This window comes from Streptomyces sp. BK340 (assembly GCF_007827595.1).
Lineage (GTDB): Bacteria > Actinomycetota > Actinomycetes > Streptomycetales > Streptomycetaceae > Streptomyces.
This window is the reverse complement of sequence record NZ_VISR01000001.1, coordinates 334,186-359,012: the sequence shown is the minus strand read 5'-3', so window position 1 is coordinate 359,012 and position 24,827 is coordinate 334,186. Positions and strand designations below refer to the sequence as shown.

General features: G+C 72.4%; 30 protein-coding genes. 24 read left to right on the top strand and 6 right to left on the bottom strand.

Features of this window, described 5'->3' with window-relative positions:
• Positions 1-88 precede the first annotated feature (88 nt).
• The 3 genes from FB157_RS01710 (at position 89) to FB157_RS01700 (ending at position 2,706) form a co-directional block, all read left to right on the top strand.
• Positions 89-1,102, top strand: a complete 1,014-nt coding sequence (locus FB157_RS01710; RefSeq protein WP_145875191.1) for an ABC transporter ATP-binding protein — start codon at positions 89-91, stop codon at positions 1,100-1,102.
• A gap of 76 nt (positions 1,103-1,178) precedes the next feature.
• A complete protein-coding gene (locus FB157_RS01705) occupies positions 1,179-2,000 on the top strand; it encodes an ABC transporter permease (RefSeq protein WP_145875189.1) in 822 nt (273 codons plus the stop codon).
• 34 nt (positions 2,001-2,034) lie between these two features.
• Positions 2,035-2,706, top strand: a complete 672-nt coding sequence (locus FB157_RS01700; RefSeq protein ID WP_145875187.1) for an AAA family ATPase — start codon at positions 2,035-2,037, stop codon at positions 2,704-2,706.
• A 5-nt stretch (positions 2,707-2,711) separates the two neighbouring features.
• Here the strand turns inward: FB157_RS01700 and ybaK are convergent, their stop codons facing one another.
• From ybaK to FB157_RS01680, 4 genes are all read right to left on the bottom strand, one after another.
• Positions 2,712-3,212, bottom strand: coding sequence for a Cys-tRNA(Pro) deacylase (ybaK, locus tag FB157_RS01695; protein ID WP_145875186.1), 501 nt, complete (start codon positions 3,210-3,212; stop codon positions 2,712-2,714).
• 22 nt (positions 3,213-3,234) lie between these two features.
• Positions 3,235-3,975 carry an LON peptidase substrate-binding domain-containing protein gene (locus FB157_RS01690; RefSeq protein WP_145875183.1) on the bottom strand — a complete coding sequence of 247 codons (741 nt, stop codon included), beginning with the start codon at positions 3,973-3,975 and terminating at the stop codon, positions 3,235-3,237.
• Between the two features lie 11 nt (positions 3,976-3,986).
• Positions 3,987-5,042: a hypothetical protein gene (locus FB157_RS01685; protein WP_145875182.1), complete on the bottom strand. Its 1,056-nt coding sequence runs from the start codon at positions 5,040-5,042 to the stop codon at positions 3,987-3,989.
• A gap of 197 nt (positions 5,043-5,239) precedes the next feature.
• Entirely contained in the window at positions 5,240-6,817 is a 1,578-nt protein-coding gene (locus tag FB157_RS01680) for an oxidoreductase (RefSeq protein WP_145875180.1), read from the bottom strand.
• Between the two features lie 201 nt (positions 6,818-7,018).
• Between FB157_RS01680 and hisD the strand changes: the two genes are divergently transcribed.
• The 10 genes from hisD to FB157_RS01635 all read left to right on the top strand — a co-directional run bounded on the left by hisD (position 7,019) and on the right by FB157_RS01635 (position 14,701).
• Positions 7,019-8,344 carry a histidinol dehydrogenase gene (hisD, locus tag FB157_RS01675; RefSeq protein ID WP_145875178.1) on the top strand — a complete coding sequence of 442 codons (1,326 nt, stop codon included), beginning with the start codon at positions 7,019-7,021 and terminating at the stop codon, positions 8,342-8,344.
• Complete coding sequence (locus FB157_RS01670) at positions 8,341-9,450, top strand: histidinol-phosphate transaminase (protein WP_145875176.1); 1,110 nt, start codon at positions 8,341-8,343, stop codon at positions 9,448-9,450. The genes hisD and FB157_RS01670 overlap by 4 nt, the downstream gene beginning before the upstream one ends.
• Positions 9,447-10,040 (top strand): imidazoleglycerol-phosphate dehydratase HisB, encoded by a 594-nt coding sequence (hisB, locus tag FB157_RS01665; protein WP_145875173.1) that lies wholly within the window; start codon positions 9,447-9,449, stop codon positions 10,038-10,040. Before FB157_RS01670 ends, hisB begins: the two co-directional genes overlap by 4 nt.
• A 3-nt stretch (positions 10,041-10,043) precedes the next feature.
• Complete coding sequence (locus FB157_RS47050) at positions 10,044-10,208, top strand: hypothetical protein (protein WP_186581278.1); 165 nt, start codon at positions 10,044-10,046, stop codon at positions 10,206-10,208.
• Complete coding sequence (gene hisH, locus FB157_RS01660; protein WP_385166675.1) at positions 10,199-10,843, top strand: imidazole glycerol phosphate synthase subunit HisH; 645 nt, start codon at positions 10,199-10,201, stop codon at positions 10,841-10,843. Before FB157_RS47050 ends, hisH begins: the two co-directional genes overlap by 10 nt.
• Before the next feature lie 3 nt (positions 10,844-10,846).
• Positions 10,847-11,572 (top strand): bifunctional 1-(5-phosphoribosyl)-5-((5-phosphoribosylamino)methylideneamino)imidazole-4-carboxamide isomerase/phosphoribosylanthranilate isomerase PriA, encoded by a 726-nt coding sequence (gene priA, locus FB157_RS01655; protein ID WP_145875170.1) that lies wholly within the window; start codon positions 10,847-10,849, stop codon positions 11,570-11,572.
• The gene (locus tag FB157_RS01650; protein ID WP_145875168.1) at positions 11,569-11,970 is read left to right on the top strand and encodes a RidA family protein; all 402 of its coding nucleotides are present in this window, start codon (positions 11,569-11,571) and stop codon (positions 11,968-11,970) included. The genes priA and FB157_RS01650 overlap by 4 nt, the downstream gene beginning before the upstream one ends.
• Entirely contained in the window at positions 11,967-12,722 is a 756-nt protein-coding gene (gene hisF / locus FB157_RS01645; protein WP_145875166.1) for an imidazole glycerol phosphate synthase subunit HisF, read from the top strand. Before FB157_RS01650 ends, hisF begins: the two co-directional genes overlap by 4 nt.
• A 123-nt stretch (positions 12,723-12,845) precedes the next feature.
• Positions 12,846-13,433 carry a helix-turn-helix domain-containing protein gene (locus FB157_RS01640; RefSeq protein WP_145875164.1) on the top strand — a complete coding sequence of 196 codons (588 nt, stop codon included), beginning with the start codon at positions 12,846-12,848 and terminating at the stop codon, positions 13,431-13,433.
• 14 nt (positions 13,434-13,447) lie between these two features.
• Complete coding sequence (locus FB157_RS01635; RefSeq protein ID WP_145875162.1) at positions 13,448-14,701, top strand: MFS transporter; 1,254 nt, start codon at positions 13,448-13,450, stop codon at positions 14,699-14,701.
• A gap of 3 nt (positions 14,702-14,704) precedes the next feature.
• On the opposite strand, the gene FB157_RS01630 is transcribed toward FB157_RS01635, so the two are convergent.
• Both FB157_RS01630 and FB157_RS01625 read right to left on the bottom strand, forming a co-directional pair.
• Complete coding sequence (locus FB157_RS01630) at positions 14,705-15,112, bottom strand: VOC family protein (protein WP_145875160.1); 408 nt, start codon at positions 15,110-15,112, stop codon at positions 14,705-14,707.
• Between the two features lie 10 nt (positions 15,113-15,122).
• Positions 15,123-15,758, bottom strand: a complete 636-nt coding sequence (locus FB157_RS01625; RefSeq protein WP_145875158.1) for a TIGR03085 family metal-binding protein — start codon at positions 15,756-15,758, stop codon at positions 15,123-15,125.
• Positions 15,759-15,898: 140 nt separating this feature from the next.
• Between FB157_RS01625 and hisI the strand changes: the two genes are divergently transcribed.
• The 11 genes from hisI to lgt all read left to right on the top strand — a co-directional run bounded on the left by hisI (position 15,899) and on the right by lgt (position 24,790).
• The gene (gene hisI / locus FB157_RS01620; protein WP_145875156.1) at positions 15,899-16,291 is read left to right on the top strand and encodes a phosphoribosyl-AMP cyclohydrolase; all 393 of its coding nucleotides are present in this window, start codon (positions 15,899-15,901) and stop codon (positions 16,289-16,291) included.
• A gap of 11 nt (positions 16,292-16,302) precedes the next feature.
• Positions 16,303-17,781 carry an anthranilate synthase component I gene (locus tag FB157_RS01615; protein ID WP_145875154.1) on the top strand — a complete coding sequence of 493 codons (1,479 nt, stop codon included), beginning with the start codon at positions 16,303-16,305 and terminating at the stop codon, positions 17,779-17,781.
• A 77-nt stretch (positions 17,782-17,858) separates the two neighbouring features.
• Positions 17,859-18,497 (top strand): TIGR02234 family membrane protein, encoded by a 639-nt coding sequence (locus FB157_RS01610; RefSeq protein ID WP_145875153.1) that lies wholly within the window; start codon positions 17,859-17,861, stop codon positions 18,495-18,497.
• A 132-nt stretch (positions 18,498-18,629) separates the two neighbouring features.
• On the top strand, positions 18,630-18,890 hold the full coding sequence (locus FB157_RS01605; protein WP_145875151.1) for an HGxxPAAW family protein: 261 nt from the start codon (positions 18,630-18,632) through the stop codon (positions 18,888-18,890).
• Positions 18,891-19,056: 166 nt separating this feature from the next.
• On the top strand, positions 19,057-19,506 hold the full coding sequence (locus FB157_RS01600) for a DUF2752 domain-containing protein (RefSeq protein ID WP_145875149.1): 450 nt from the start codon (positions 19,057-19,059) through the stop codon (positions 19,504-19,506).
• A gap of 160 nt (positions 19,507-19,666) precedes the next feature.
• On the top strand, positions 19,667-20,476 hold the full coding sequence (gene trpC / locus FB157_RS01595) for an indole-3-glycerol phosphate synthase TrpC (RefSeq protein WP_145875147.1): 810 nt from the start codon (positions 19,667-19,669) through the stop codon (positions 20,474-20,476).
• A 21-nt stretch (positions 20,477-20,497) separates the two neighbouring features.
• Positions 20,498-20,722, top strand: a complete 225-nt coding sequence (trpM, locus tag FB157_RS01590) for a tryptophan biosynthesis modulator TrpM (protein ID WP_145875146.1) — start codon at positions 20,498-20,500, stop codon at positions 20,720-20,722.
• A 64-nt stretch (positions 20,723-20,786) separates the two neighbouring features.
• Entirely contained in the window at positions 20,787-22,070 is a 1,284-nt protein-coding gene (gene trpB, locus FB157_RS01585) for a tryptophan synthase subunit beta (RefSeq protein ID WP_145875144.1), read from the top strand.
• Entirely contained in the window at positions 22,067-22,885 is an 819-nt protein-coding gene (gene trpA, locus FB157_RS01580) for a tryptophan synthase subunit alpha (protein ID WP_145875143.1), read from the top strand. Before trpB ends, trpA begins: the two co-directional genes overlap by 4 nt.
• 87 nt (positions 22,886-22,972) lie before the next feature.
• Entirely contained in the window at positions 22,973-23,746 is a 774-nt protein-coding gene (locus FB157_RS01575; RefSeq protein ID WP_145875141.1) for a thioredoxin domain-containing protein, read from the top strand.
• Between the two features lie 84 nt (positions 23,747-23,830).
• On the top strand, positions 23,831-24,790 hold the full coding sequence (lgt, locus tag FB157_RS01570; RefSeq protein WP_145875139.1) for a prolipoprotein diacylglyceryl transferase: 960 nt from the start codon (positions 23,831-23,833) through the stop codon (positions 24,788-24,790).
• Positions 24,791-24,827 lie beyond the last annotated feature (37 nt).

Here is a 24,827-nt window from a genome sequence, read left to right as displayed (position 1 = left end):
ACTTTCCCGGTGGCGGGACGGGAAGCCGGGGGACGGGAAGAGGCCCCAAAGGCGAGTAAAGGGGCCGGACCCCGTAGTCTCGTGCCTTGTGAGTACGCGCGTGGGACAGGCACTTCGGCATGACGAGGTCGTACGCGTGCGCGGGCTCAGCAAGACCTATCCGCCCGTGAAGGGGCGGCGCGGAACGCCGGGCGCGCCCGAGGTGCGGGCCACCGACGGCGTGGAACTGGACGTACGGCGCGGAGAGATCTTCGGGCTGCTCGGGCCCAACGGCGCCGGCAAGTCCACCCTCGTACGGCAGCTCACCGGGCTGCTGCGGCCGGACACCGGCAGCGTCGAGATCCTCGGCCACGACATCGTCAGGCACCCCGAGCGGGCCGCCCGGATCCTCGCCTACCTGGGGCAGGAGTCCTCCGCCCTGGACGAGCTGACCGTCGCGCTCGCCGCCGAGACCACCGGACGCCTGCGCGGCCTGGCCGTACGGCAGGCGCGCGCCGAGCGGGACGCCGTACTCGAGGAACTGGGCCTCACACCGATCGCCGGGCGGGCGCTGAAGAAGCTGTCCGGCGGACAGCGGCGGCTCGCCTGCTTCGCCGCCGCCCTGGTCGGCGAGCGGTCGCTGCTCGTGCTGGACGAACCCACCACCGGCATGGACCCGGTGGCCCGGCGCGCGGTGTGGGCGGCCGTGGACCGACGGCGGGCCGAGCGCGGTACGACCGTGCTGCTGGTCACCCACAACGTCATCGAGGCGGAGACCGTCCTCGACCGGGTCGCCGTGCTGGACCAGGGCCGGGTCATCGCCTGCGACACCCCGGCCGGGCTGAAGGAGCAGGTCTCCGGCGAGGTGCGGGTGGAACTGGTGTGGCGGGAGCGGGCGCCGCTGGACGTGCCCGAGGTCGCCGTGCTGCGCGAACGGGCCGTGGAGTCCGGCCGGCGCTGGACGCTCCGGCTCGCGCCCGAGGAGGCCCGGGCCGCCGTCGCCACGGTGACCGGCGGCGCCGCCTTCGCCGCGCTGGACGACTTCACACTCGCCACGCCCAGCCTGGAGGACGTCTACCTGGCGCTGGGCGGGGCGGCACGGCAGGGGCTGGTGAAGGCGTGAGCGCGAGGAACGCCGTACCCGTATGGTCCCTGTGGGACGGCGGCGCGGCTGCCGTAGGGAAGAGGAGCAGCTCGTCGTGAGTGTCGTACCCGCGGAGGTTCTGCAGGGCGGTGCCCGGGACGTGCCGGAGCCGGCCCGGCCCGCGGCCGAGCTGGGGCCGCCCGCGCGGCTGTGGCCGTCGCTGGTGGCCGTCTACCGGGCCCAGCTGTCCCGGGCCCGGGTGGCGCGCATCCCACTGCTGTTCGTGGCGACCTTCCAGTCCATCGGCATCGCCGTGATGATGCGCGGCGTCGTCGACAGCGGCAGTGAGGCGCAGTCCGTGGTGGCCGGGTCCTCGGTGCTCGTCGTCGCGTACGTCGCGCTCAATCTGCTGTCGCAGTACTTCGGGCAGCTGCGGGCCAGCGGCGGGCTCGACCACTACGCCACGCTGCCGGTGCCGCCGGCGGCGGTGGTGCTGGGCGCGGCGGGGGCGTACGCCTCCTTCACCGTGCCCGGGACCCTGGTGACCGCCGTCTTCGGGTGCATGCTGTTCGGGCTGCCGCTGTCCAACCTGTGGATCCTGCTGGCCGTCGTCCCGCTCGCCGGGGCCGCGCTCGCCGGACTCGGCGCCGCCTGCGGGCTGCTCGCGCCGCGGCCCGAGCTGGCCACGCTGCTCGGGCAGCTGGGCATGTCGGCGGCGCTGCTGCTCGGTGTGCTGCCGGCCGACCGGATGCCGGAGATCGTGCGGCTGGCCCGGGACCTGCTGCCGTCGACCTACGGCGTCGAGGCCTACGCGCGGACCTTCGGGGCCGACCCGGACTGGGCCGCCGTCCTCGCTGACCTGGGGGTCTGCGCGGGTGTCGGGGTGATCTCGCTGGCCGTGGCGACCTGGGCCTACCGCAGGGCCGCCGTCCGATGACGCGGCCCACAGCGCGACCTGGCACGATGTCAGGGTGACCGCACCGCTGACTCCGCCCACGCCGCCGCACGACGACTCCCCGCACCAGGCCTGGCAGGCGCCGCCGCCTGCCGGGGCGCCGGGCATGGGCCCGTACGAACAGGACGGCCCCGGGATGAAGACCGAGATCCTGGAAGCCGTCGTGATCGCGATAGCGGTGGCGCTGGGCGGGCTGCTGTTCGGGCTGCTGTGGTGGTGGCTGGCACCGCACGTGCCGCTGGTGGGGGACGAGCTCGACAAGAGCTGGGTCGTCTACCTCAAGGACACCGAGGGGGAGCAGGCGGCCGGCGTGGACGGGACGTTCACCCTGCTGGGGCTGGCCTTCGGGCTGGTCAGCGCGGTCGTCGTGTTTCTGCTGCGGCGGCGCGGCGGTGTGCCGCTGGTGGTGGCGCTGGGTGTGGGCGGTCTGCTCGGGTCGTTGCTGGCCTGGCGGTTCGGGGTGTGGCTGGGGCCCACGTCCGACGTGATCGCGCACGCGCGGCAGGTCGGGAAGGGAGTCACCTTCTCGGCACCGTTGAAGCTGGGGGCGAAGGGCGCGCTGCTGGCCTGGCCGTTGGCCGCGGCGCTGGTGCATCTGGGGCTGACCGCGCTGTTCGGCCCGCGGGACCCCGAGCCGTATCCGCAGGGACCGGCCCCCAAGGACGGGTACGGAGCCCCGCTGGCGTAGTCCCGTCAGCCCCGGCCGATCGGTGCCAGCACCGCTTCGGTCAGCTCTGCCAGGTCTCCCGGGGTCAGTTCGACCTCCAGCCCCCTGCGGCCCGCCGAGATGCAGATCGTCGGGTGCGTCCCGGCCGAGTCGTCCAGGACGGTGCGGAGCCTCTTGCGCTGGCCCAGGGGCGAGATGCCGCCGCGTACGTAGCCGGTGGTGCGCTCCGCGAGGGTGGGGTCGGCCATCGTCGCCCGCTTGCCGCCCACCGCGGCGGCCAGTGCCTTGAGGTCCAGCGTGCCGGAGACCGGCACCACCGCCACCGTCAGCGCGCCGTCCACGTCCGCCACCAGGGTCTTGAAGACCCGGTCGGGGGAGACACCCATCGCCTCGGCCGCCTCCTCGCCGTAGGAGGGGTGGGAGGGGTCGTGCTCGTAGGAGTGCAGGGTGAAGTCCACGCCCGCCGCAGTCAGGGACACCGTCGCGGGGGTGCCGGCGGACTGCTGCTTCTTCGACTTCTTCGCCATCGGTGTGTCGGCCTCGGTTCGCTCAGTTCAGGCTGGTCGGCGTCCGCGTCAGCTCGAACGCGGGCAACGACGGAAGGTTACGGATGATGGCCGTCTCCGCGCGAAGGAGTTTCAGCTCGTCCCGGAGCCGGGAGGCGGTGTCCTGCGCCTGCAGCAGCCGTTGCTTGGTCGGCGTGTCCAGGACCATCGCCGCCGCCACCAGGTAGGAGACCACCGAGGGGTCGTCCGGGAGGTCCGCGCCCGTCGACAGGGAGCGCTCACGGGCGCCCGCCAGGCGCTTCTGGTACTGGCGGAAGGCGCGCAGGACGCCCTCGGCCAGGGCGCCCGCCTCGTCGCCGGGGTCCTCCGGCAGCTCCTCCAGCTCCGCCGTCAGGAACGGACCCGACGCGTCCACGGACAGCAGCCGCACCCGGGTCGTACCGGTCGCCAGCACCTCGAACGTGCCGTCGGCTCGCTCCCGGATGGTCGCCGCGTCCGCGATGCAGCCCACGCCGTGGAGGGAGGCGAGGGGGTCCGGGCCGAAGCCCGCGGCCGGGCCCCGCTCGGGCTGGGTGGTCGGATCCGGCATGCCTGGCGCGCTCGGTGCCACCTCGTGGCCGTCGCGGATCGCCACGACGGCGAACCGGCGCGGTTCGTCCTCGGGCGTCTTCAGGAGCTCGCGCATCATGGCGCGATAGCGCTCCTCGAAGATGTTCAGGGGCAGCACGAGCCCGGGGAACAGCGCCGAGTTCAGCGGGAACAGTGGGAGACGGACGGTGGTCACGGCGCCCCAGCCTAATGGTCGGTGGCGGCGGCCCGGTCGCGGTGTTCGTTCCGCGGTCGCGCCGGTGCCGCCAGCAGTTCGGTCGGGGTGGTGCCGCGAGCGGTCGTCAGGAGTGCCTCGCGCAGCCTGAGGAAGTGGCCCAGCGGGTCGTCGGAGAGCCGGTCCCAGGGGAACGAGGTGGCGTACGGGCCGATCAGACGCAGCTGGGTGCGGGCGTCCTCCCAGCGTTCCAGCCGGGCGAGGACGTAGACCAGCTTGTTGCGGATCTCGGCGGACGACGGCGTGGCCGCCGGGAACCGGCCGGAGAGCTCGGCCGCCCGGTCGGCCGCCGCGTCCAGCCGCTCGCGCGGCACCTCGGGGCCGCAGCCGTCGCTCAGATAGGCGAGGGCCGCCCGGGCCGGCAGCGCCTGGACGAGCGAGTCGGCCGGGGCGTCCTGCGCGGCCAGGTCGGCGAAGTCGAAGCACTCGCGGTGCGAGCCGTGCCAGGAGGTGCTCAGGTAGCGCAGGGCGGCCACATGGCAGCCGTAGTGGTGCGGGGCCCGCCGGACCGCCGCCTCCCACAGCTCCTCGAAGTAGCGGTGTCCGGCCCGGGAGCCGCGGGCGTGGTCGAGCGCGATCCGCCAGGGCACCGGGTCGCGGTCGTCGGCCCGGGCGGCGGCCGTGATCAACGGGCTCACCTCGCGCAGCAGCTCGGCGCGGGCCGGGGAGGGCCAGGCGCGGTCCACCGCGAGCTGGGCCGCGACGAGCGTCACGTCGGGGTCGTCCGGGGCGGCCGCGTCGCGCCAGGCCTCGAACCACTCGCAGCGCGAGCGGGCGAAGGCGGCGAGCCGCCGGGTGTAGCGGTCGTGGGCCTCCCATTCGGCCGCCGCGCGGGTGGCGGCGAGCAGAGCGGAGGCGGCGCCGTACTCGCCCCGGCCCGCCGCGACCAGCGCGGGGGAGAGGCGTTCGTCGGGCGCGTCGAGGACTGCCTCGTCGCCGGCCGGCTGTGGGGCGGCGGGGCGCGAGGCACGTCGTGTCATCCGTGTGGGGCGGAGGAACGCCGGCAGCAGAGCCATGGTGTCGACCATTGAAAGTCCGCAGGTCGGGGCAGCGCCAGAGGGTCAGGGCAAGTCGTGGAAGGTTGTACGTCCGATGGTCAAGGACAAGTAAAAGGTGATTGTTCAACCAATGTGGTGTACCTGCCCAATGTGACGTACGTGCCGATGAACCGGGCAACCGTGTGTGCCGATGCACCGGGCATCCGTGCGTGCCGAGGAACCGGGCGTCAGCCGCGCCGAAGCAGCCGGGTCGCCCCCGCCGCCACCGTCGTCGCCAGGATCCAGCCCAGCAGGATCATCGCCGCCGCCAGCCACTGCCAGCCGCCGTGCAGCTGCCACTGGCCGACCTGGCCCAGGTCGATCACCGGCAGCAGCAGGTCCAGTGTGAACAGGGCGGCGCTCCAGGTCTGATGGCCGCCGGGGTTCACCGGCGGATGGTCGGCGTGCGAGAAGGCCAAAGTGCCCGCCGCCCACAGCACCGCCATCCACACCGCGGCCCGGCCCGGCCGGTAGCCGTAGGCCACCGTCCAGTCCTGGACGTACCCCCAGCACTTGGCGGCCGGCGGCAGCGTCTCGCGGCGCCGGCGCTGCTTGGCGAGCAGCACCTCGCGGGCGTCCTCGTCCTCGCCGGCCGCGCGCAGCACGGTGGCCAGCCGCTCGTACGGCTCCGGGTTGTACTCGGCGGTGGCCGCCGCCACCCAGTCCAGCCGCCGGGTCAGCGGGAACGGGCCCTGCGGTACGAGGTTCTCGTACGCGAAACCGCCCATGTGGAGGTTGCCGGGGCCCGGCCAGCTGCCCGCGTGGTCCACCAGGTTCACGATCCGCGCGCCGGACAGCACCACCTTCCCGCGCTCGGGCCCGTCCCCGAGGAAGCGCAGCTCGGGTGTCTGCGCCCGGCGCAGCGACAGCTCCTGGTCGTCGGTGAAGACGAACCGGGCCCGCTCCAGGTCCACGGCGTCCCCGAACCGCCCGTCGTCCAGCCGTATCCCGCCCCGGCACTCGAAGCGCTGGATCCGGGTCCCGCGCGCGGGGGTCGTCCCGCTCAGCAGCGGGTTGCCCACGCCGGCCGGGGTCAGGTACAGGGTGCGCTCCACCGTCAGCTGGGGGGCGTTCAGGGCCAGGCGCGCGTAAGGGTTGGCCAGTTTCGCCCCCCGCAGGCTCAGCGAGACCCCGACCTTGGCGCTGCGCAGGCTCAGCTCGCCGTGCGACTCCAGCAGCTCCGCCTGCAGGTCCTGGCCCACGGTCATGCCGTCCGCGGCGATCGAGCGGCCGCTGCGGTCCCGGTAGACGATCGCCTGGTTGAGCAGCAGGTCCGTGCCGATGTGCGCGTCGGTCAGCCGCACCCCGTTCTGGAAGCGGCAGCGCGGCAGGTGCAGATCGCCCTCGGTGTGCACCCGGGCCGCCTCCAGCCGGGGCACGGCGCAGTCCACCAGGCGCAGGGTCGTGAACCGGGCCTCGGGCAGCAGGATCTGGTCGTCGAAACGGCAGCCGCGCAGCTCCACGTACGGCGTGACCGTGCCGCCCGCCAGGTCCATCGTGCCCGTGACCCGCACGCCGGTCAGCTTCAGCGAGGACACCCGGCCCGCGAGCGCGGGCGGCCCGTCCAGCAGCAGCCAGCAGATCATGCGCGCCCTGACGCTCCGCTCGGGCCCCCAGGGGTGCCCGCCGTGCGGATCGTCGACGACGGTGTCCCCGCTGCTCAGGTCGTACACGCTGCCGTTGCGGAAGGCCTGCCACATGCCCGCCTCGGCCGCGGTCAGGTCGTCCGGCAGGTCCCCGGTGTGGATGCCGGCCCCCTCGGTCACCACCCTCCCTCCCTCCTCCGACTACTCGCTGTCACCTTCTCCGTACACCCGTCATGCCCGCTGAGTGACGCCTGTTACACAGGACGTGAAGGCGATCTTCCGGGTTCCGGCCAGGCTATGTACCACCCGCTGTCCCGAGTTCTGTATCAGCCATTGATACGCGCGGACGGCTCCGCACCCCGGTCTGAGAGAATTGACACCGTGATCTCCCGAATCGATCTGCGCGGCGACGCCCTCCCCGAGGGCCCCGCCCTGCGCGACCTGCTGCCCCGAGCCGACTTCGACGTTCAGGCCGCGCTGGAGAAGGTGCGTCCGATCTGCGAGGCCGTGCATCATCGGGGCGACGCGGCGCTGATCGACTTCGCGGAGAAATTCGACGGAGTACGGCTGGAATCGGTCCGTGTCCCGGCCCAGGCGCTCACCGACGCGCTCGAGGGCCTCGACCCGGCCGTGCGCGCGGCCCTGGAGGAGTCCATCCGGCGCGCCCGCCTGGTCCACCGCGAGCAGCGCCGTTCGACGCACACCACCCAGGTCGTGCCCGGCGGGTCCGTCACCGAGAAGTGGGTGCCGGTCGACCGCGTCGGGCTGTACGCCCCGGGCGGCCGCTCGGTCTACCCGTCCTCCGTGGTCATGAACGTGGTGCCCGCCCAGGAGGCCGGCGTCGAGTCGATCGCGCTCGCCTCCCCGGCCCAGGCCGAGTTCGGTGGTCTGCCGCACCCGACGATCCTCGCCGCGTGCGCCCTGCTCGGCGTGGACGAGGTCTACGCGGCCGGCGGCGCCACCGCCGTCGCGATGTTCGCGCACGGCACCGAGTCCTGTCCGCCCGCCAACATGGTCACCGGCCCGGGCAACATCTGGGTGGCCGCGGCCAAGCGCTACTTCACCGGCAAGATCGGCATCGACGCCGAGGCCGGGCCCACCGAGATCGCGGTCCTCGCGGACGACACCGCCGATCCGGTGCACGTGGCCGCGGACCTGATCAGCCAGGCCGAGCACGACCCGCTGGCGGCCGCCGTGCTGGTCACCGACTCGGTCGAGCTGGCGGACGCGGTGGCCAAGGAGCTGGAGCCGCAGGTCGCGGCCACCAAGCACGTCGAGGACCGGATCGTCCCGGCCCTGAACGGCAGGCAGTCCGCGATCGTCCTGGTCGACGGCATCGAGGAGGGCCTGCGGGTCGTCGACGCGTACGGCGCCGAGCACCTGGAGATCCAGACGGCGGACGCCGCCGCGGTGGCCGGCCGGGTCAGGAACGCCGGCGCGATCTTCATCGGTCCCTGGGCCCCGGTCTCGCTGGGCGACTACGCGGCCGGGTCCAACCACGTCCTGCCCACCGGCGGCTGCGCCTGTCACTCCTCAGGCCTGTCCGTCCAGTCCTTCCTGCGCGGCATCCACATCGTCGACTACACGAAGGACGCGCTGGCCGAGGTCGCGCACCACGTGGTGACGCTGGCGGAGGCGGAGGACCTGCCCGCGCACGGCGCGGCGATCAAGGCGAGGTTCGGTTGGAAGGTGCCTGAGAGCAAGTGAGCTTCGGAATCGACGATCTCCCCGTACGGGACGAGCTGCGCGGCAAGTCCCCCTACGGCGCGCCCCAGCTGGACGTCCCCGTACGGCTGAACACCAACGAGAACCCGTACCCGCTGCCCGAGCCGCTGGTCGAGCGGATCACCGAGCGGGTGCGCGAGGCCGCCCGGAACCTGAACCGCTACCCCGACCGGGACGCGGTCCAGCTCCGCACCGAGCTGGCCAAGTACCTGACGAAGACCGGCAAGCACCCGCTCGGCGTCGAGAACGTGTGGGCCGCCAACGGCTCCAACGAGGTCATCCAGCAGCTGCTGCAGACCTTCGGCGGACCCGGCCGGACGGCCATCGGCTTCGAGCCGTCGTACTCGATGCACTCGCTCATCGCCCGCGGCACCGGTACGGGCTGGATCTCGGGCCCCCGCAACGAGGACTTCGACATCGACCTCGTGGTGGCCGAGCGGGCCATCGCCGAGCACCGGCCCGACGTCGTCTTCGTCACCACCCCCAACAACCCCACCGGCAACGCGGTGCCGCCCGAGACGGTCCTCGCGCTGTACGACGCGGCCCAGGCGGCCAGGCCGTCCATGGTCGTCGTCGACGAGGCCTACGTCGAGTTCAGCCACGGCGACTCGCTGCTGCCGCTGCTGGCGGGCCGGCCGAACCTGGTCGTCTCCCGCACCATGTCGAAGGCGTTCGGCGCGGCGGGCCTGCGCCTCGGCTACCTCGCCGCGCACCCCGCGGTCGTGGACGCCGTACAGCTCGTACGGCTGCCGTACCACCTGTCGGCGATCACCCAGGCGACCGCCCTGGCCGCCCTGGAGCACACCGACACGCTGCTGAAGTACGTCGAGCAGCTGAAGTCGGAGCGGGACCGGCTGGTGAGCGAGCTGCGGGCCACCGGTTACGACGTCACCGAGTCCGACGCGAACTTCGTGCAGTTCGGCCGGTTCGAGGACTCCCGCGCCGCCTGGCAGAAGATCCTCGACCGGGGCGTCCTGGTCCGGGACAACGGCGTACCGGGGTGGCTGCGGGTGTCCGCCGGAACCCCCGAAGAGAACGACGCGTTCCTCGACGCGGTACGTGAAGTCAAGAAGGAGCTTGAGGCATGAGCCGCGTAGGACGCGTGGAGCGTACGACCAAGGAGACCTCGGTCCTCGTCGAGATAAACCTTGACGGCACCGGCAGGACCGACATCGCGACGGGCGTCGGCTTCTACGACCACATGCTCGACCAGCTGGGCCGGCACGGTCTGTTCGACCTGACCGTGAAGACCGACGGCGACCTGCACATCGACTCCCACCACACCATCGAGGACACCGCCCTCGCGCTCGGTGCCGCCTTCAAGCAGGCGCTCGGCGACAAGGTGGGGATCTACCGCTTCGGCAACTGCACGGTCCCGCTGGACGAGTCCCTCGCCCAGGTCACCGTCGACCTGTCCGGCCGCCCCTACCTCGTGCACACCGAGCCCGAGAACATGGCGCCGATGATCGGCGAGTACGACACGACGATGACCCGGCACATCCTGGAGTCCTTCGTCGCCCAGGCGCAGATCGCACTGCACGTGCACGTGCCTTACGGGCGCAACGCGCACCACATCGTGGAGTGCCAGTTCAAGGCACTCGCCCGGGCCCTGCGCTACGCCAGCGAGCGCGACCCGCGCGCGGCCGGCATCCTCCCCTCCACGAAGGGCGCGCTGTAACCCATGAACGGTCTGTCCACCGTCCTGATCGTCGTCGGCCTCTTCCTGGTCGGCGGCATCATCTCCTTCGCCAAGCAGAAGATGCCCACGAGCCTCATCGTGCTGCTGTCCATCGGCGCGGCCATGTGCCTCGTCTCGGGCGTCCTGAGGCTGGAGGTGTGGAATTGAGCGCCAAGCGAGTGGTCGTCTTCGACTACGGCTTCGGCAACGTCCGCTCCGCCGAGCGTGCCCTCGCACGCGTGGGGGCCGACGTCGAGATCACGCGCGACTTCGACCGGGCGATGAACGCCGACGGCCTGCTGGTGCCGGGCGTCGGCGCCTTCGCCGCCTGCATGGAGGGGCTGCGCGGGGCCCGCGGTGACTGGATCATCGACCGCCGGCTGTCCGGCGGGCGCCCGGTGATGGGCATCTGCGTCGGCATGCAGATCCTCTTCGCGCGCGGCATCGAGCACGGCGTGGAGACCGAGGGCCTCGACGAGTGGCCCGGTTCGGTCGAGCCGCTCCAGGCCGACATCGTGCCCCACATGGGCTGGAACACCGTCGACTCCCCGGCCGAGTCGGAGCTGTTCGCCGGTCTGGACCGGGACGCCCGCTTCTACTTCGTGCACTCCTACGCCGTCCACGACTGGACCCTGGAGACCCACAACCCGCTCATGCACCCGCCCAGGGTGACCTGGTCGACGCACGGCAAGCCCTTCGTGGCGGCCGTGGAGAACGGTGCCCTGTGGGCCACCCAGTTCCACCCCGAGAAGTCCGGCGACGCCGGTGCCCAGCTCCTCACCAACTGGATCGGAACCCTGTAGACCATGGCCAAGCTCGAACTCCTTCCCGCCGTCGACGTCCGTGACGGCCAGGCCGTCCGCCTCGTGCACGGTGAGTCCGGGACCGAGACGTCCTACGGCTCCCCGCTGGAGGCGGCCCTCGCCTGGCAGCGCTCCGGCGCCGAGTGGCTGCACCTGGTCGACCTGGACGCCGCCTTCGGCACGGGCGACAACCGGGAGCTGATCGCCGAGGTCGCCAGGGCGATGGACATCAAGGTGGAGCTGTCCGGCGGCATCCGCGACGACGACACCCTCGCCGCCGCCCTCGCCACCGGCTGCACCCGGGTTAACCTCGGCACCGCCGCCCTGGAGACCCCCGAGTGGGTCGCCAAGGTCATCGCCGAGCACGGCGACAAGATCGCGGTGGGCCTGGACGTGCGCGGTACGACCCTGCGCGGCCGCGGCTGGACCCGGGACGGCGGCGACCTCTACGAGACGCTGGAGCGCCTCGACAAGGAGGGCTGCGCCCGCTACGTCGTCACCGACATCGCCAAGGACGGCACCCTCCAGGGCCCGAACCTCGAGCTGCTGCGCAACGTGTGCGCCGTGACGGACCGGCCGGTCGTGGCGTCCGGCGGCGTGTCGTCGCTCGACGACCTCCGGGCCATCGCCGAACTGGTACCCCTCGGTGTCGAGGGCTCCATCGTCGGGAAGGCCCTGTACGCGAAGGCGTTCACCCTGGAAGAGGCCTTGGAGGCTGTGTCGTCATGAGCGATGCCGTGCGGCGCGTGCAGAGCGGAAGTCCCTGGGAAGAGAGCTTCGGGTTCGCGCGCGCCGTCGCGGCGGGTGACCGTGTGCTGGTGGCCGGTACGACGTCCTTCCGGGGCCGTGTGGTGTACGGGGAGGGGGACCCGTACGAGCAGGCCAAGGTGGCGTTCACCAGCGCGCTGGAGGCGATCGCGGAGTTCGGGCTCGGTATCGAGTCCGTGATCCGCACGCGGATGTACCTGACCCATGTGCGGGACGTGGACGCCGTGGGCCGGGCCCACAAGGAGATCTTCGACTCCGTACGCCCGGCCTCGACCCTGCTGGTCGTGGAGGGCTTCGTCGACCCGCGCATCCTGGTCGAAGTGGAACTAGAGGCATTCAGAGGAGCCGTGAACTCATGACCCTGGCGGTCCGAGTCATCCCCTGCCTGGACGTGGACAACGGCCGGGTCGTCAAGGGCGTCAACTTCCAGAACCTGCGCGACGCGGGCGACCCGGTCGAGATGGCCAAGGTGTACGACACCGAGGGCGCCGACGAGCTGACGTTCCTGGACATCACCGCCTCGTCGGGCAACCGCGAGACGACGTACGACGTGGTCCGCCGCACCGCCGAGCAGGTGTTCATCCCGCTGACCGTCGGCGGCGGCGTCCGCACGGCCGAGGACGTGGACAAGCTGCTGCGGGCCGGCGCCGACAAGGTGGGCGTCAACACGGCGGCCATCGCCCGCCCGGACCTGATCCGCGAGATCGCCGAGCGCTTCGGCCGGCAGGTGCTGGTGCTGTCCGTGGACGCGCGCCGCACCGAGTCCGGATCCTTCGAGGTGACCACGCACGGCGGCCGCCGTGGCACCGGCATCGACGCCGTCGAGTGGGCCCACCGGGCCGCCGAGCTGGGTGCCGGCGAGATCCTGCTGAACTCCATGGACGCGGACGGCACCAAGGACGGCTACGACCTGGAGATGATCGCGGCCGTCCGCAAGCACGTCACCGTCCCGGTGATCGCCTCGGGCGGCGCGGGGCGGCTGGCGGACTTCCCGCCGGCCGTCGAGGCGGGCGCGGACGCTGTCCTGGCCGCCTCCGTCTTCCACTTCGGCGACCTGCGCATCGGCCAGGTCAAGCAGACGCTGCGGGAGGCGGGGCACCCGGTGCGCTGACGCTGCGCCCAGCTCCGGCCCCGGTCGCCCTCGGGCGGCCGGGGCCTTCTCGTCCCCAGACAGGAAAGGGAAGTTGCGCAAAATCTGTTGTGCAACTTTTCTTTCCCATTTAGCGTTGCGTGCATGACAGCCAAGGGGAGCCGTCCCATCACGGACGTGGGCACGCTGAAGGCGTTCGCCCACCCGCTGCGGATGAAGCTGTACCGAGCCCTGTGCGTGGCCGACAAGGCGACCGCCTCGCACCTCGCCGACCAGGTCGACGAGGCCGTCTCGCTGGTCAGCTACCACCTGCGCAAGCTCGCCGAGCACGGTCTGATCGAGGAGGCCGAGCCGCAGAGCGGGGACGGCCGGGAGCGCTGGTGGCAGCCCTCGTCGGAGGGGGTGAGCATCCGCGACGGAGATTTCCGGGACGCGCCCGATAAGGCGGCCGTGCACCTGGCGGCGACCCGGCTCTTCCACGACCAGCGCGCCGAGATGTACCGCCGCTACCTGGACGAGCGGGCCACCTGGAGCGCCGAGTGGAACGCCGCCGCACCCGACAGCGAATCCCTGCTGCGTCTGACCGCGGCCGAACTGGACGCACTGCGCCAGGAGCTGATCGCTCTGGTGCGGAAGTACGACGAGAGGGGCCGGTCCGCCGAAGCTGCCGGTGAGACCGAAGGGCGCGAGCACGTCGCGCTGCACGTGTCCGGATTCCCGTTCCGCGTCTGAGAAGGGCCCCTCCCGTGACCGCCACCCTCACGCCGTCGGCCGCCGTCACCGACGCCCGCCCCGCACACCGCGACCCCAACGTCCTGCGCTGGCTGGGTGCCTACACCTCCTCGATGCTCGGCGACAGCATCTACTACATCGCCCTGTCCTGGGCCGCCGTCCAGGCCGGAACGCCCGCGCAGGCCGGTGTCGTGATGTCGGCCAGTGCGCTGCCGCGGGCCGTGCTGATGCTCGGCGGGGGAGTGCTCGCCGACCGGCTGGGCCCGCGCCGTGTCGTCATCGGCAGCGACGCGGTGCGCTGTGCCGCCGTCCTCGCGGTGGCCGCCCTGCTGCTCCTGACCAGTCCCGGGCTGTGGCCGCTCGCCCTGCTGGCCCTCGTCTTCGGCACCGTCGACGCCGTGTTCATGCCCGCCGTCGGCGCCCTCCCGGCACGGATCACCGGCAAGGACCAGCTGGCCCGGGTACAGGGCATGCGGGGCCTCGCGATCCGCTTCGCGAACGTCGTCGGCGCCCCGCTCGGCGGCCTCGGCGTGGCGCTCGGCGGCGCGGCGGCCGCGTTCACCCTTGCCGGACTGCTCATCGCGGTGTCGGTGCCGCTGCTGGTCTGTGTACGGGTCCGGAAGCTGCCGGCGGACGACCGGACGGACCCCCGGGACACGTCCGCCTGGCAGGACCTGCGGGACGGTCTGCGCCACATCCGCCGCCACCGCGTCCTCGCCCCGCTCATGCTGGCCATCGCCCTCGGTGACTTCGGCTTCGTCGGGCCCTTCAACGTCGGTCTGACCCTGCTCGCCGACCGGCGCGGCTGGGGTGCCTCCGGGATGGGCTGGATCCTCGCCGGCTTCGGCGTCGGCGCGGGCGCCGCCTCGCTGCTGCTCACCGTCCGGGGGCGGTTGCCGCGCGCCGGGCTCGTCGCCGGGTACGCCATCCTCGGGGGCTCCGTCGCGATCGGCGCCCTCGCCTTCGTCCCGAGCCTCGCCGGTGCCGTCGGGGTCGCCCTGCTCGTCGGACTCCTCGCCGGGCTCAGCGGCGCCATGTGCGGAGCCCTGCTCCAGACCCAGGCGGACCCCGCCCGCCTCGGCCGGGTCACGGCCGTCTCCGGCCTGGTAAGCCTCGGACTCGCCCCGCTGAGCATGCCGTTCGCGGCCGCCGCGATCGGCGCCTGGGGCCTCGGGCCGGTCTATGTCGTCAGCGCCGTCGTCTGCGGCCTCGGCGGGCTCGTCGCCCTGTGCGTCCCGGGACTGCGCCGGGCCGAACTGCCCCGCTGAGACTCAGCCGTGGGCCGGCTTGGGCTGGGTCAGCTGGACCAGGTTGCCGACCGTGTCGTCGATCACGGCCGCGATCACCGGACCCTGCTCCTGCGGCTCGTGGGTGAAGCGCACGCCCAGGTTCACCAGCCGCTTGTACTCCGCCTGGATGTCGTCCACGGAGAAGACGATGCACGGGATCCCGGCCTCGTACAGGGCCCGGCGGTACGGCTCCGCGATGGGGCCGTCGCCGGGCTCCAGCAGCAGCTGGAGATCGTGCTGGGCCCCGCCGGGCGCGCCGACCGTGATGAACAGCGTGCCGCCGCCCAGGTCCAGACGGGTACGGGTCTCGAAGCCGAGGACGTCCGTGTAGAAGGCGTGCGCCTTCGGCACGTCGTCCACGTACACACCGGTCATCGCGACCTTGATCATGAGGTGCCTCTCAGATGCCCAGCTGTTTGGACTCGTGCAGCTTCGCGATGGCGTTCTCGTCGCCGTCCAGCTCGACCTTCGCCGCGCTCTGCCGGCCGAACGCGAACATCAGCAGCTCCGCCGGCTCGCCGGTCACCGTCACCACGGGCGCACCCCGGTGGGCGACGGCCGTCTGACCGTCCGGACGCCGCAGGACCAGGCCCGTCGGCACACCCCGGCCCAGCAGGCGGGAGGTGCGCTCCAGCCGGGACCACAGCGACTCCTGGAAGACGGGGTCGAGCTCGCGCGGCGTCCAGTCCGGCTGGGCGCGGCGCACGTCCTCCGTGTGGACGTAGAACTCCACGATGTTGGCCGCCTCGTCGATCTGCTTGAGCTGGAAGGGCGAGAAGCGCGGCGGGCCGGTCCGGATCAGCTGGATCAGCTCCTCGTACGGCTTCGCGGCGTACTCGGCCATCACCTTCTCCAGCCGCGGCGCGAGCTGCTTGATCAGCGTGCCCCCGGCCGCGTCCGGCCGCCGCTCCCGCACCACCACGTGCGCGGCCAGATCGCGTGTCAGCCAACCCTCGCAGAGGGTCGGGGCCTCCGGACCGGTGGTTTCCAGGAGGTCGGCGAGCAGAAGCCGTTCACGCTGAGCGAAGGTCGACATGCAGTCAGCCTACGACTACGCACAGGGTCCGCCCACCCGTCACCCGGCCACCGCCCCTCGACGAGGCGCTGCGCGCCCCCCCCGGCTCGATCAGTGGACTTGGGCCGTCACGGTCCGCGCCGCGCGGCACAATGGCACCCATGACCAGTACGCCTCCGCCCAGCAGCCTGGACCCCGGGATCGCCGAGCGCCTGAAGCGCAGCGCCGACGGGCTCCTCCCGGCCATCGCCCAGCAGTACGACACCGGTGAGGTGCTGATGCTCGGATGGATGGACGACGAGGCGCTGCATCGCACGCTCACCACGGGCCGCTGCACCTACTGGTCGCGCAGCCGCCGGGAGTACTGGGTCAAGGGCGACACCTCCGGCCACTTCCAGTGGGTCAGGTCCGTCGCCCTGGACTGCGACGCCGACACCCTGCTGGTCAAGGTCGACCAGGTCGGCGCCGCCTGCCACACCGGCGCCCGCACCTGCTTCGACGAGGACGTGCTGCTCAAGGACGCCGATTCCGGCGTGCGGGCACAGGATCAGTAAGGTCAGCCGCCATGGACCTCGAGACCTTCCGCAAGCTCGCCACCGACCGACGCGTCATCCCGGTCACGCGCAAGCTCCTCGCCGACGGCGACACCCCGGTCGCGCTCTACCGCAAGCTCGCCGCCGAACGCCCCGGCACCTTCCTGCTGGAGTCCGCGGAGAACGGCCGCTCCTGGTCCCGCTACTCCTTCGTGGGCGTGCGCTCCGCCGCGACCCTCACCACCCGGGACGGCGAGGCCCACTGGCTCGGCGCCCCGCCCGTCGGCGTCCCCACCGGCGGCGACCCGCTCGCCGCCCTGCGCGCCACCGTCCAGGCCCTGCACACCCCGCACCAGGAGGGCATGCCCCCCTTCACCGGCGGCCTGGTCGGCTACCTCGGCTACGACATCGTCCGCCGCCTGGAGAAGATCGGCCCCGGCGAGCGCGACGACCTGAAGCTGCCCGAGCTGACCATGCTCCTCACCAGCGACCTCGCCGTCATGGACCACTGGGAGGGCTCGGTCCTGCTGATCGCCAACGCGATCAACCACAACGACCTCGACACCGGGGTGGACGAGGCCTACGCCGACGCCGTGGCCCGCCTCGACGCCATGGAGGCCGACCTGTCCCGGGCGGTCGCCCAGCCCCCGGCCGTCCTGCCGCCCTCCGAACTGCCGGAGTACACCGCCCTGTGGGGCGGCCCCGACTTCCAGGCGGCCGTGGAGGACGTCAAGGAGCGCATCCGTGCGGGCGAGGCCTTCCAGGTCGTGCCCTCCCAGCGCTTCGAGACCCCGTGCACGGCGAGCGCGCTGGACGTCTACCGGGTCCTGCGGGCCACCAATCCGTCCCCGTACATGTACCTGTTCCGCTTCGACGGGTTCGATGTCGTCGGCTCCTCCCCGGAGGCGCTGGTCAAGGTCGAGGACGGGCGTGCGATGGTCCACCCCATCGCCGGCACCCGGCACCGCGGCGCCACCCCGCAGGAGGACCAGGCCCTCGCCGAGGAGCTGCTCGCCGACCCCAAGGAGCGCGCCGAGCACCTGATGCTCGTCGACCTCGGCCGCAACGACCTCGGCCGGGTCTGCGAGCCCGGCTCGGTGGAGGTCGTGGACTTCATGTCCATCGAGCGCTACTCGCACGTCATGCACATCGTCTCCACGGTCACCGGCCGGGTCGCCCAGGGCCGTACGGCCTTCGACGTGCTGACCGCCTGCTTCCCGGCGGGCACCCTGTCCGGCGCCCCCAAGCCCCGGGCCATGCAGATCATCGACGAACTCGAGCCGTCCCGGCGCGGCCTGTACGGCGGCTGCGTCGGCTACCTCGACTTCGCCGGCGACTCCGACACGGCCATCGCCATCCGCACCGCCCTGCTCCGGGACGGCACGGCCTATGTGCAGGCCGGTGCGGGCATCGTCGCCGACTCCGACCCCGTCGCCGAGGACCAGGAGTGCCGCAACAAGGCCGCCGCGGTACTGCGGGCCGTCCACACGGCGAACCGTCTCGGACGGTAGCGACCGGTCGGCCAAACACGGTGGAGAGCGTCACATGTGAACCCCCGGGTGACGGTTCGCCCGGGGTTCAGGCGATAGTGGACCACGTGACTGCCGTACCTCACCCCCGTTCCGAAGCCGCCGCGCCCGCCCGGTCCGGCCGGCGGAGCCTCGCCGTGGCCCTGCTGTTCGGTGCGCTCGGCGCGGCCGTGGCGCTGCTCGCGACCCGGCAGCGCTGGGCGGAGGGCACCGCCACGGTGGCCGGCGGCGCGTTCCCGCTGACCGCCAGGGGCAGCGACGTCACGGGCGTCCCCGCGGCCCTCGCCATAGTGGGCCTCGCCGCGCTCGTCGCCGTCTTCGCCGTCCGCGGGGCGGGCCGCCTCGCAGTCGCCGCGGTGCTCGCGCTCTCCGGCGCGGGCATCGTCGCCGCCGCCCTCGTCGGGGCGTCCGACGGCTCCGCGCTGGACGAGAAGGCCGCCCAGACCACCGGAGACACCTCGGCCTCGGTCGCCGCGCTCAGCCACACCGGCTGGCCGTACGTCGCGGCCGTCGGCGGCGTCCTGATCCTGCTCGCCGGGCTGCTCGCCCTGCGCTACGGCAGCCGGTGGCCGGCCATGTCCGGCCGCTACGAGCGCGGGGCCGAGCGCCCGCGGCGCAAGGCGCGCCCGGTGGACCCCGAGCGTCCCGAGGAGATCTGGAAGGCCCTGGACCGGGGCGAGGACCCGACCGGCGCCTGAGCGGTACCCCCTGGCGGTCGCCGGATGTGGCGAACCAGACGCCACCCCAGCGTCCGGCACGCGGGTACGTACGGGACAATGGACGAAGAGCGTCCGGCTCGGACTAGGACACACAGCAACGAGGAGCAAGTCATGGCGGGCAGCAGCCACGGTCACACCCCGGCCGCCTGGACCGGCGTCACCATCGCCTTCATCGGTTTCTGCGTCGCGGGCGCCTTCATGGTGATGGCCCAGCCCGTCGGCTTCTGGGCCGGCATGGCGATCGTGGTCCTCGGTGGTGTCGTGGGCTCCGCCATGCGTGCCATGGGCCTCGGCCAGCCGAAGCAGCAGGCGCACGCCGTCGTGCACGCGACCCCCGCCGCGACCCGCGAGCCGGCCGGCGCCGAGAGCTGAGCACCACCGCTTCCCGCGAGGGGCGGCCCGAACCCCAGGAGGGTACGGGCCGCCCCTCGCGCGTACCGGGGGGCGCGCGTCCGTCGCCGGCGGCGCCGCGGGGCCGGTGCGTCCCGGCGCCGCCGAGCCCGCCCCTCGCGCGCGTGCGCGGGGCGTACGGGGCAGAATGCATGGCGTGAACGCCGACAGCCGCAGCGCCCCGCGCACCAGCCCGCCGCCCGCCCTGTGGGGTCGGCTCGCCCTGCCGGCCGGGCTGCTCGCGGCCGTCGCAGGTGCCTTCGCCTACGTCGGCACGGTCGACCCGAACGAGCCCGGCCACTACCCGGTGTGCCCCCTGTTCCGGCTCACCGGCCTGTACTGCCCCGGCTGCGGCGGACTGCGCAGCGCGCACGCCTTCGTCCACGGCGACTTCCTCGCCGCCCTGCACGACAACGTGCTGGGCGTGGCCGCCTACCTCGGCTTCGCGGTGCTGTGGACCGTCTGGGTGGTCCGCGCGGTGCGCGGCCGGCCGCTGCGGATCGAACTCGGGCGGGTGCAGATGTGGGGCGTCGGCGCGTTGCTGCTGGTCTTCACCGTGGTCCGGAACCTGCCGGGCGGCGGCTGGCTGCACCCCTAGCCCCGGCTCCCGGACCTCTCCCGGACCCGGCCACGGAATGTCCAGGTGGTGGGACCGGTATAGATCGGATGCAGGGCCATCGTGGACCTCCGGATACCATCAAAGTGACCAAGGGTTTTCAGAACCCGAAGGAACAACCGTCTGAAAGGGGGCCGCTCGCGTGAGTGTGCTCGACGAGATCATCGACGGAGTCCGTGCCGACCTCGCGGAGCGGCAGGCACGCGTCAGCCTCGACGAGCTCAAGGAGCGTGCGGCGAAGGCCCCCGCCGCCAAGGACGGGGTGGCCGCACTCAAGGGCGACGGCGTCAAGGTGATCTGCGAGGTCAAGCGCTCCAGCCCCTCCAAGGGCGCGCTGGCGGCGATCGCCGACCCGGCCGGGCTCGCGGCGGACTACGAGGCGGGCGGTGCCGCCGTCATCTCCGTCCTCACCGAACAGCGCCGCTTCGGCGGCTCGCTGGCCGACCTGGAGGCCGTCCGGGCGCGCGTGGACATCCCGGTCCTGCGCAAGGACTTCATCGTCACGTCGTACCAGCTGTGGGAGGCCCGCGCGTACGGCGCCGACCTCGCGCTGCTGATCGTGGCCGCCCTGGAGCAGCCGGCTCTCGAGTCACTGATCGAGCGCGCCGTCTCCATCGGCCTCACCCCGCTCGTCGAGGTGCACGACGAGGACGAGGCCGAGCGGGCCGTGGCCGCGGGCGCCAGGATCATCGGTGTCAACGCGCGCAACCTGAAGACCCTGGAGGTCGACCGCGGCACCTTCGAGCGGGTGGCCCCGGAGATTCCCGACAGCATCGTGAAGGTCGCCGAGTCCGGTGTGCGCGGGCCGCACGACCTGATCGCGTACGCCAACGCCGGCGCCGACGCGGTCCTGGTGGGCGAGTCCCTGGTCACCGGCAAGGACCCGAAGACGGCTGTCTCCGACCTGGTCGCGGCGGGCGAGCACCCCGCACTGCGGCACGGCCGAAGCTGATCAAGGGCTAGGCTTGCCGCGATGACTCCGACCTCACCCGCCACGGCCACGGACCGGTACGCCCGCCTCGCGCGCGGCTGCCGCCCGCGTGGCTGCCGCGCGCCCGCCCGCAGGGTGCACGGCCGACGGGTGCGGTACGTCATCGGTGACGAGCCCGGGCAGGTCAACGGCATGCGATGGCAGCAGTCGACCCACAGGGGCGCGGGGAACTGCGCGACCGGCCACAACGGGCCCGCAGCCAACTGACATCCCCGGCCCCACGGCGACCAGTGCTGTTCACACACCACTCCACTCACCGTGAGGATTCCGCATGCCCAGCGAGTTCTTCATCCCTGACCCCACCGGCCAGGTGCCCAGCGGCGAAGGCTACTTCGGCGCGTTCGGCGGCAAGTTCATCCCGGAGGCCCTCGTCGCCGCCGTGGACGAGGTCGCCGTCGAGTACGAGAAGGCGAAGCACGACCCGGAGTTCGCCCGCGAGCTCGACGACCTGCTCGTCAACTACACCGGCCGCCCCAGCTCCCTCACCGAGGTGCCGAGGTTCGCCGAACACGCCGGTGGCGCCCGGGTGTTCCTCAAGCGGGAAGACCTGAACCACACCGGCTCCCACAAGATCAACAACGTTCTCGGCCAGGCCCTGCTCACCAAGCGCATGGGCAAGACCCGCGTCATCGCGGAGACCGGCGCCGGCCAGCACGGCGTCGCGACCGCCACCGCCTGCGCCCTGTTCGGCCTCGACTGCACCATCTACATGGGCGAGATCGACACCCAGCGCCAGGCCCTCAACGTGGCGCGTATGCGCATGCTCGGCGCCGAGGTCGTCGCCGTGAAGTCCGGCAGCCGCACGCTGAAGGACGCCATCAACGAGGCGTTCCGGGACTGGGTCGCCAACGTCGACCGCACCCACTACCTGTTCGGTACGGTCGCCGGTCCGCACCCCTTCCCGGCCATGGTCCGCGACTTCCACCGGGTGATCGGCGTGGAGGCCCGGCGGCAGCTCCTGGAGCGCGCCGGCCGTCTCCCCGACGCCGCCGTCGCCTGCGTCGGCGGCGGTTCCAACGCCATCGGCCTCTTCCACGCCTTCATCCCCGACGAGGGCGTCCGCCTGATCGGCTGCGAGCCTGCCGGGCACGGCGTGGAGACCGGCGAGCACGCGGCCACCCTGACCGCGGGCGAGCCCGGCATCCTGCACGGCTCCCGCTCCTACGTCCTGCAGGACGACGAGGGCCAGATCACCGAGCCGTACTCGATCTCGGCCGGTCTGGACTACCCGGGCGTCGGCCCGGAGCACTCCTACCTGCGTGACAGCGGCCGCGGCGAGTACCGGGCGATCACCGACGACGCCGCCATGCAGGCCCTGCGCCTGCTGTCGCGGACCGAGGGCATCATCCCGGCCATCGAGAGCGCCCACGCCCTCGCCGGTGCCCTGGAGGTCGGCAAGGAGCTGGGCAAGGACGGGCTGATCGTGGTCAACCTGTCCGGCCGCGGCGACAAGGACATGGACACCGCGGCGCGCTACTTCGGCCTCTACGACACCGACGCCGAGGTGGCCGCCAACGAAGCCGACACCGCCGAGATCGAGGGGGACGCCAAGTGAGCGGCAACGTCCAGCTTCTGACCGACACCCTCGCCGCCGCCAGGGCGGAAGGGCGCGCCGCCCTCATCGCCTATCTCCCGGCCGGCTTCCCGACCGTGGACGGCGGCATCGAGGCGATCAAGGCCGTCTTCGACGGCGGCGCCGACGTCGTCGAGGTCGGTCTGCCGCACAGCGACCCGGTCCTCGACGGTCCGGTCATCCAGACCGCCGACGACATCGCCCTGCGCGGCGGCGTCAGGATCGCGGACGTCATGCGGACGGTCCGGGAGGCGCACGAGGCGACCGGGAAGCCGGTGCTCGTCATGACCTACTGGAACCCCATCGACCGCTACGGCGTCGAGCGCTTCACCGCCGAGCTGGCAGAGGCGGGCGGCGCGGGCTGCATCCTGCCCGACCTGCCGGTCCAGGAGTCGGGCCTGTGGAGGGAGCACGCGGAGAAGCACGGCCTCGCCACCGTCTTCGTCGTCGCCCCGAGCAGCAAGGACGAGCGGCTCGCCCAGATCACCGCGGCGGGCAGCGGCTTCGTCTACGCGGCCTCGCTGATGGGTGTCACCGGCACCCGTGAGTCGGTCGGAGCCCAGGCCCACGACCTGGTCGAGCGCACCCGGGCCACCGGCAGCCCGCTGCCGGTGTGCGTCGGGCTCGGCGTCTCCAACGCGGCCCAGGCCGCCGAGGTCGCCGGCTTCGCCGACGGAGTCATCGTCGGCTCGGCGTTCGTGAAGCGGATGCTGGACGCCCCGGACCACGCCTCCGGCATCGAGGCGGTGCGCGGGCTCGCCGGCGACCTGGCGAAGGGCGTCCGCCGACAGGCATAACCGTCTGTAACGGAAGATTCGGTCACTCGAACGAGTGGACCTCAGGCCGGGGAGGCGCGCTGCGCCTCCCCGGTTCGTTCTGGGGGTGTGAGCGAGAAGAACCGTGACGGAAAGCGCACCGCCCGGGAGCGGCTGGCGGTCGAGCGCGAGAAGCAGAAGTCCGCGGAGAAGCGACGGCGCGCACTGATCGTGGGCGCGAGCGTCGTCTGCGTCCTGGGACTCGCGGCGGTGATCGGCGTGATCGCCGCCAACTCGGGCAAGAAGAAGTCCACCAGCGCGGGGCCGGTAGTGGCGCCCTCCGGCGCGCAGGGCAAGGACAGCCTCGCGATCCCGGTCGGCAAGGACGGCGCCAAGGCGACGCTCACGGTCTGGGAGGACTTCCGCTGCCCGGCCTGCCAGGCCTTCGAGACGATGTACCGGCCCACGCTCCACGAGCTCACCGACGCGGGCAAGCTCAGAGTCGAGTACCACCTGGTCCGGCTGATCGACGGCAACCTCGGCGGCACCGGCTCCCTGCGCGCCGCCAACGCGGCGGCCTGCGCCCAGGACGCCGGAAAGTTCCGCGACTACCACGACGTGCTGTACGCGAACCAGCCGAAGGAGACCGAAGACGCCTTCGCGGACAACGCCAAGCTGATCCAGCTGGCCGGCAAGGTGAACGGCCTCGACACCCCCGCGTTCCAGAAGTGCGTCAAGGAAGGCACCCACGACAGCTGGGTGAACCGGTCCCACAAGGCTTTCCAGACCGGCGGCTTCAGCAGCACGCCCACTGTCCTGCTCGACGGCAAGAACATCTACGCGGACCAGACGCTGACCCCGGCGAAGCTCAAGCAGATGGTGGAGGACGCGAACCGCGGGTAAGCGGGTTTCTCACGTGCCCGTTATGGACCCGTAGCCGGGCTGCCTGCCGTCCTCGCGGCCCGACACGGTAGCGTCGACCTTGCCATGGAACTTGCCTACATTCCCAGCCCGTCGCGCGGGGTGCTGTACCTCGGCCCCATTCCGCTGCGCGGTTACGCCTTCTGCATCATCATCGGTGTCTTCGTCGCCGTCTGGCTCGGCAACAAGCGCTGGATCGCCCGGGGCGGGCGAGCCGGCACGGTCGCCGACATCGCGGTCTGGGCCGTTCCCTTCGGCCTCGTCGGAGGCCGGCTCTACCACGTGATCACGGACTACGAGCTGTACTTCAGCCCGGGCCGTGACTGGGTGGACGCCTTCAAGGTGTGGGAGGGCGGCCTCGGCATCTGGGGCGCGATCGCGCTCGGCGCCGTGGGCGCGTGGATCGGCTGCCGGCGCCGGGGCATCCCGCTGCCCGCCTACGCCGACGCCATCGCCCCCGGCATCGCCTTCGCGCAGGCCATCGGCCGCTGGGGCAACTGGTTCAACCAGGAGCTGTACGGACGCGAGACCCACGTGCCGTGGGCGCTGCACATCACCTCCTCCGAGGGCGGCCGGGTGCCGGGCTACTACCACCCGACCTTCCTCTACGAGTCCCTGTGGTGCGTCGGCGTCGCCCTCCTGGTCATCTGGGCCGACCGCCGCTTCCAGCTGGGCCACGGCCGGGCCTTCGCCCTGTACGTCGCCGCGTACTGCGTGGGCCGCGGCTGGATCGAGTACATGCGCGTCGACGACGCCCACCACATCCTGGGCCTCCGCCTGAACGACTGGACCGCGATCATCGTGTTCCTGCTGGCGGTGACGTACATCGTGGTGTCGGCCAAGAAGCGGCCGGGCCGTGAGGCGGTGGTGGAACCGGGTGCCTCCGACGGTCCGTCCGAGGACGCCGCGGGTGCCGAGGCCGGAGCCGACGGCGCGGAGGCCGACACCGAGGCGGAGGCCGAGGACAAGGCCGAGCCGGATGCCGTGGAGGCGAAGGACGAGCCGGAGTCGGCGAAGAAGAGCTGACGGCTGGTTGTACGACTGGTCGTACGACATCGAGGGC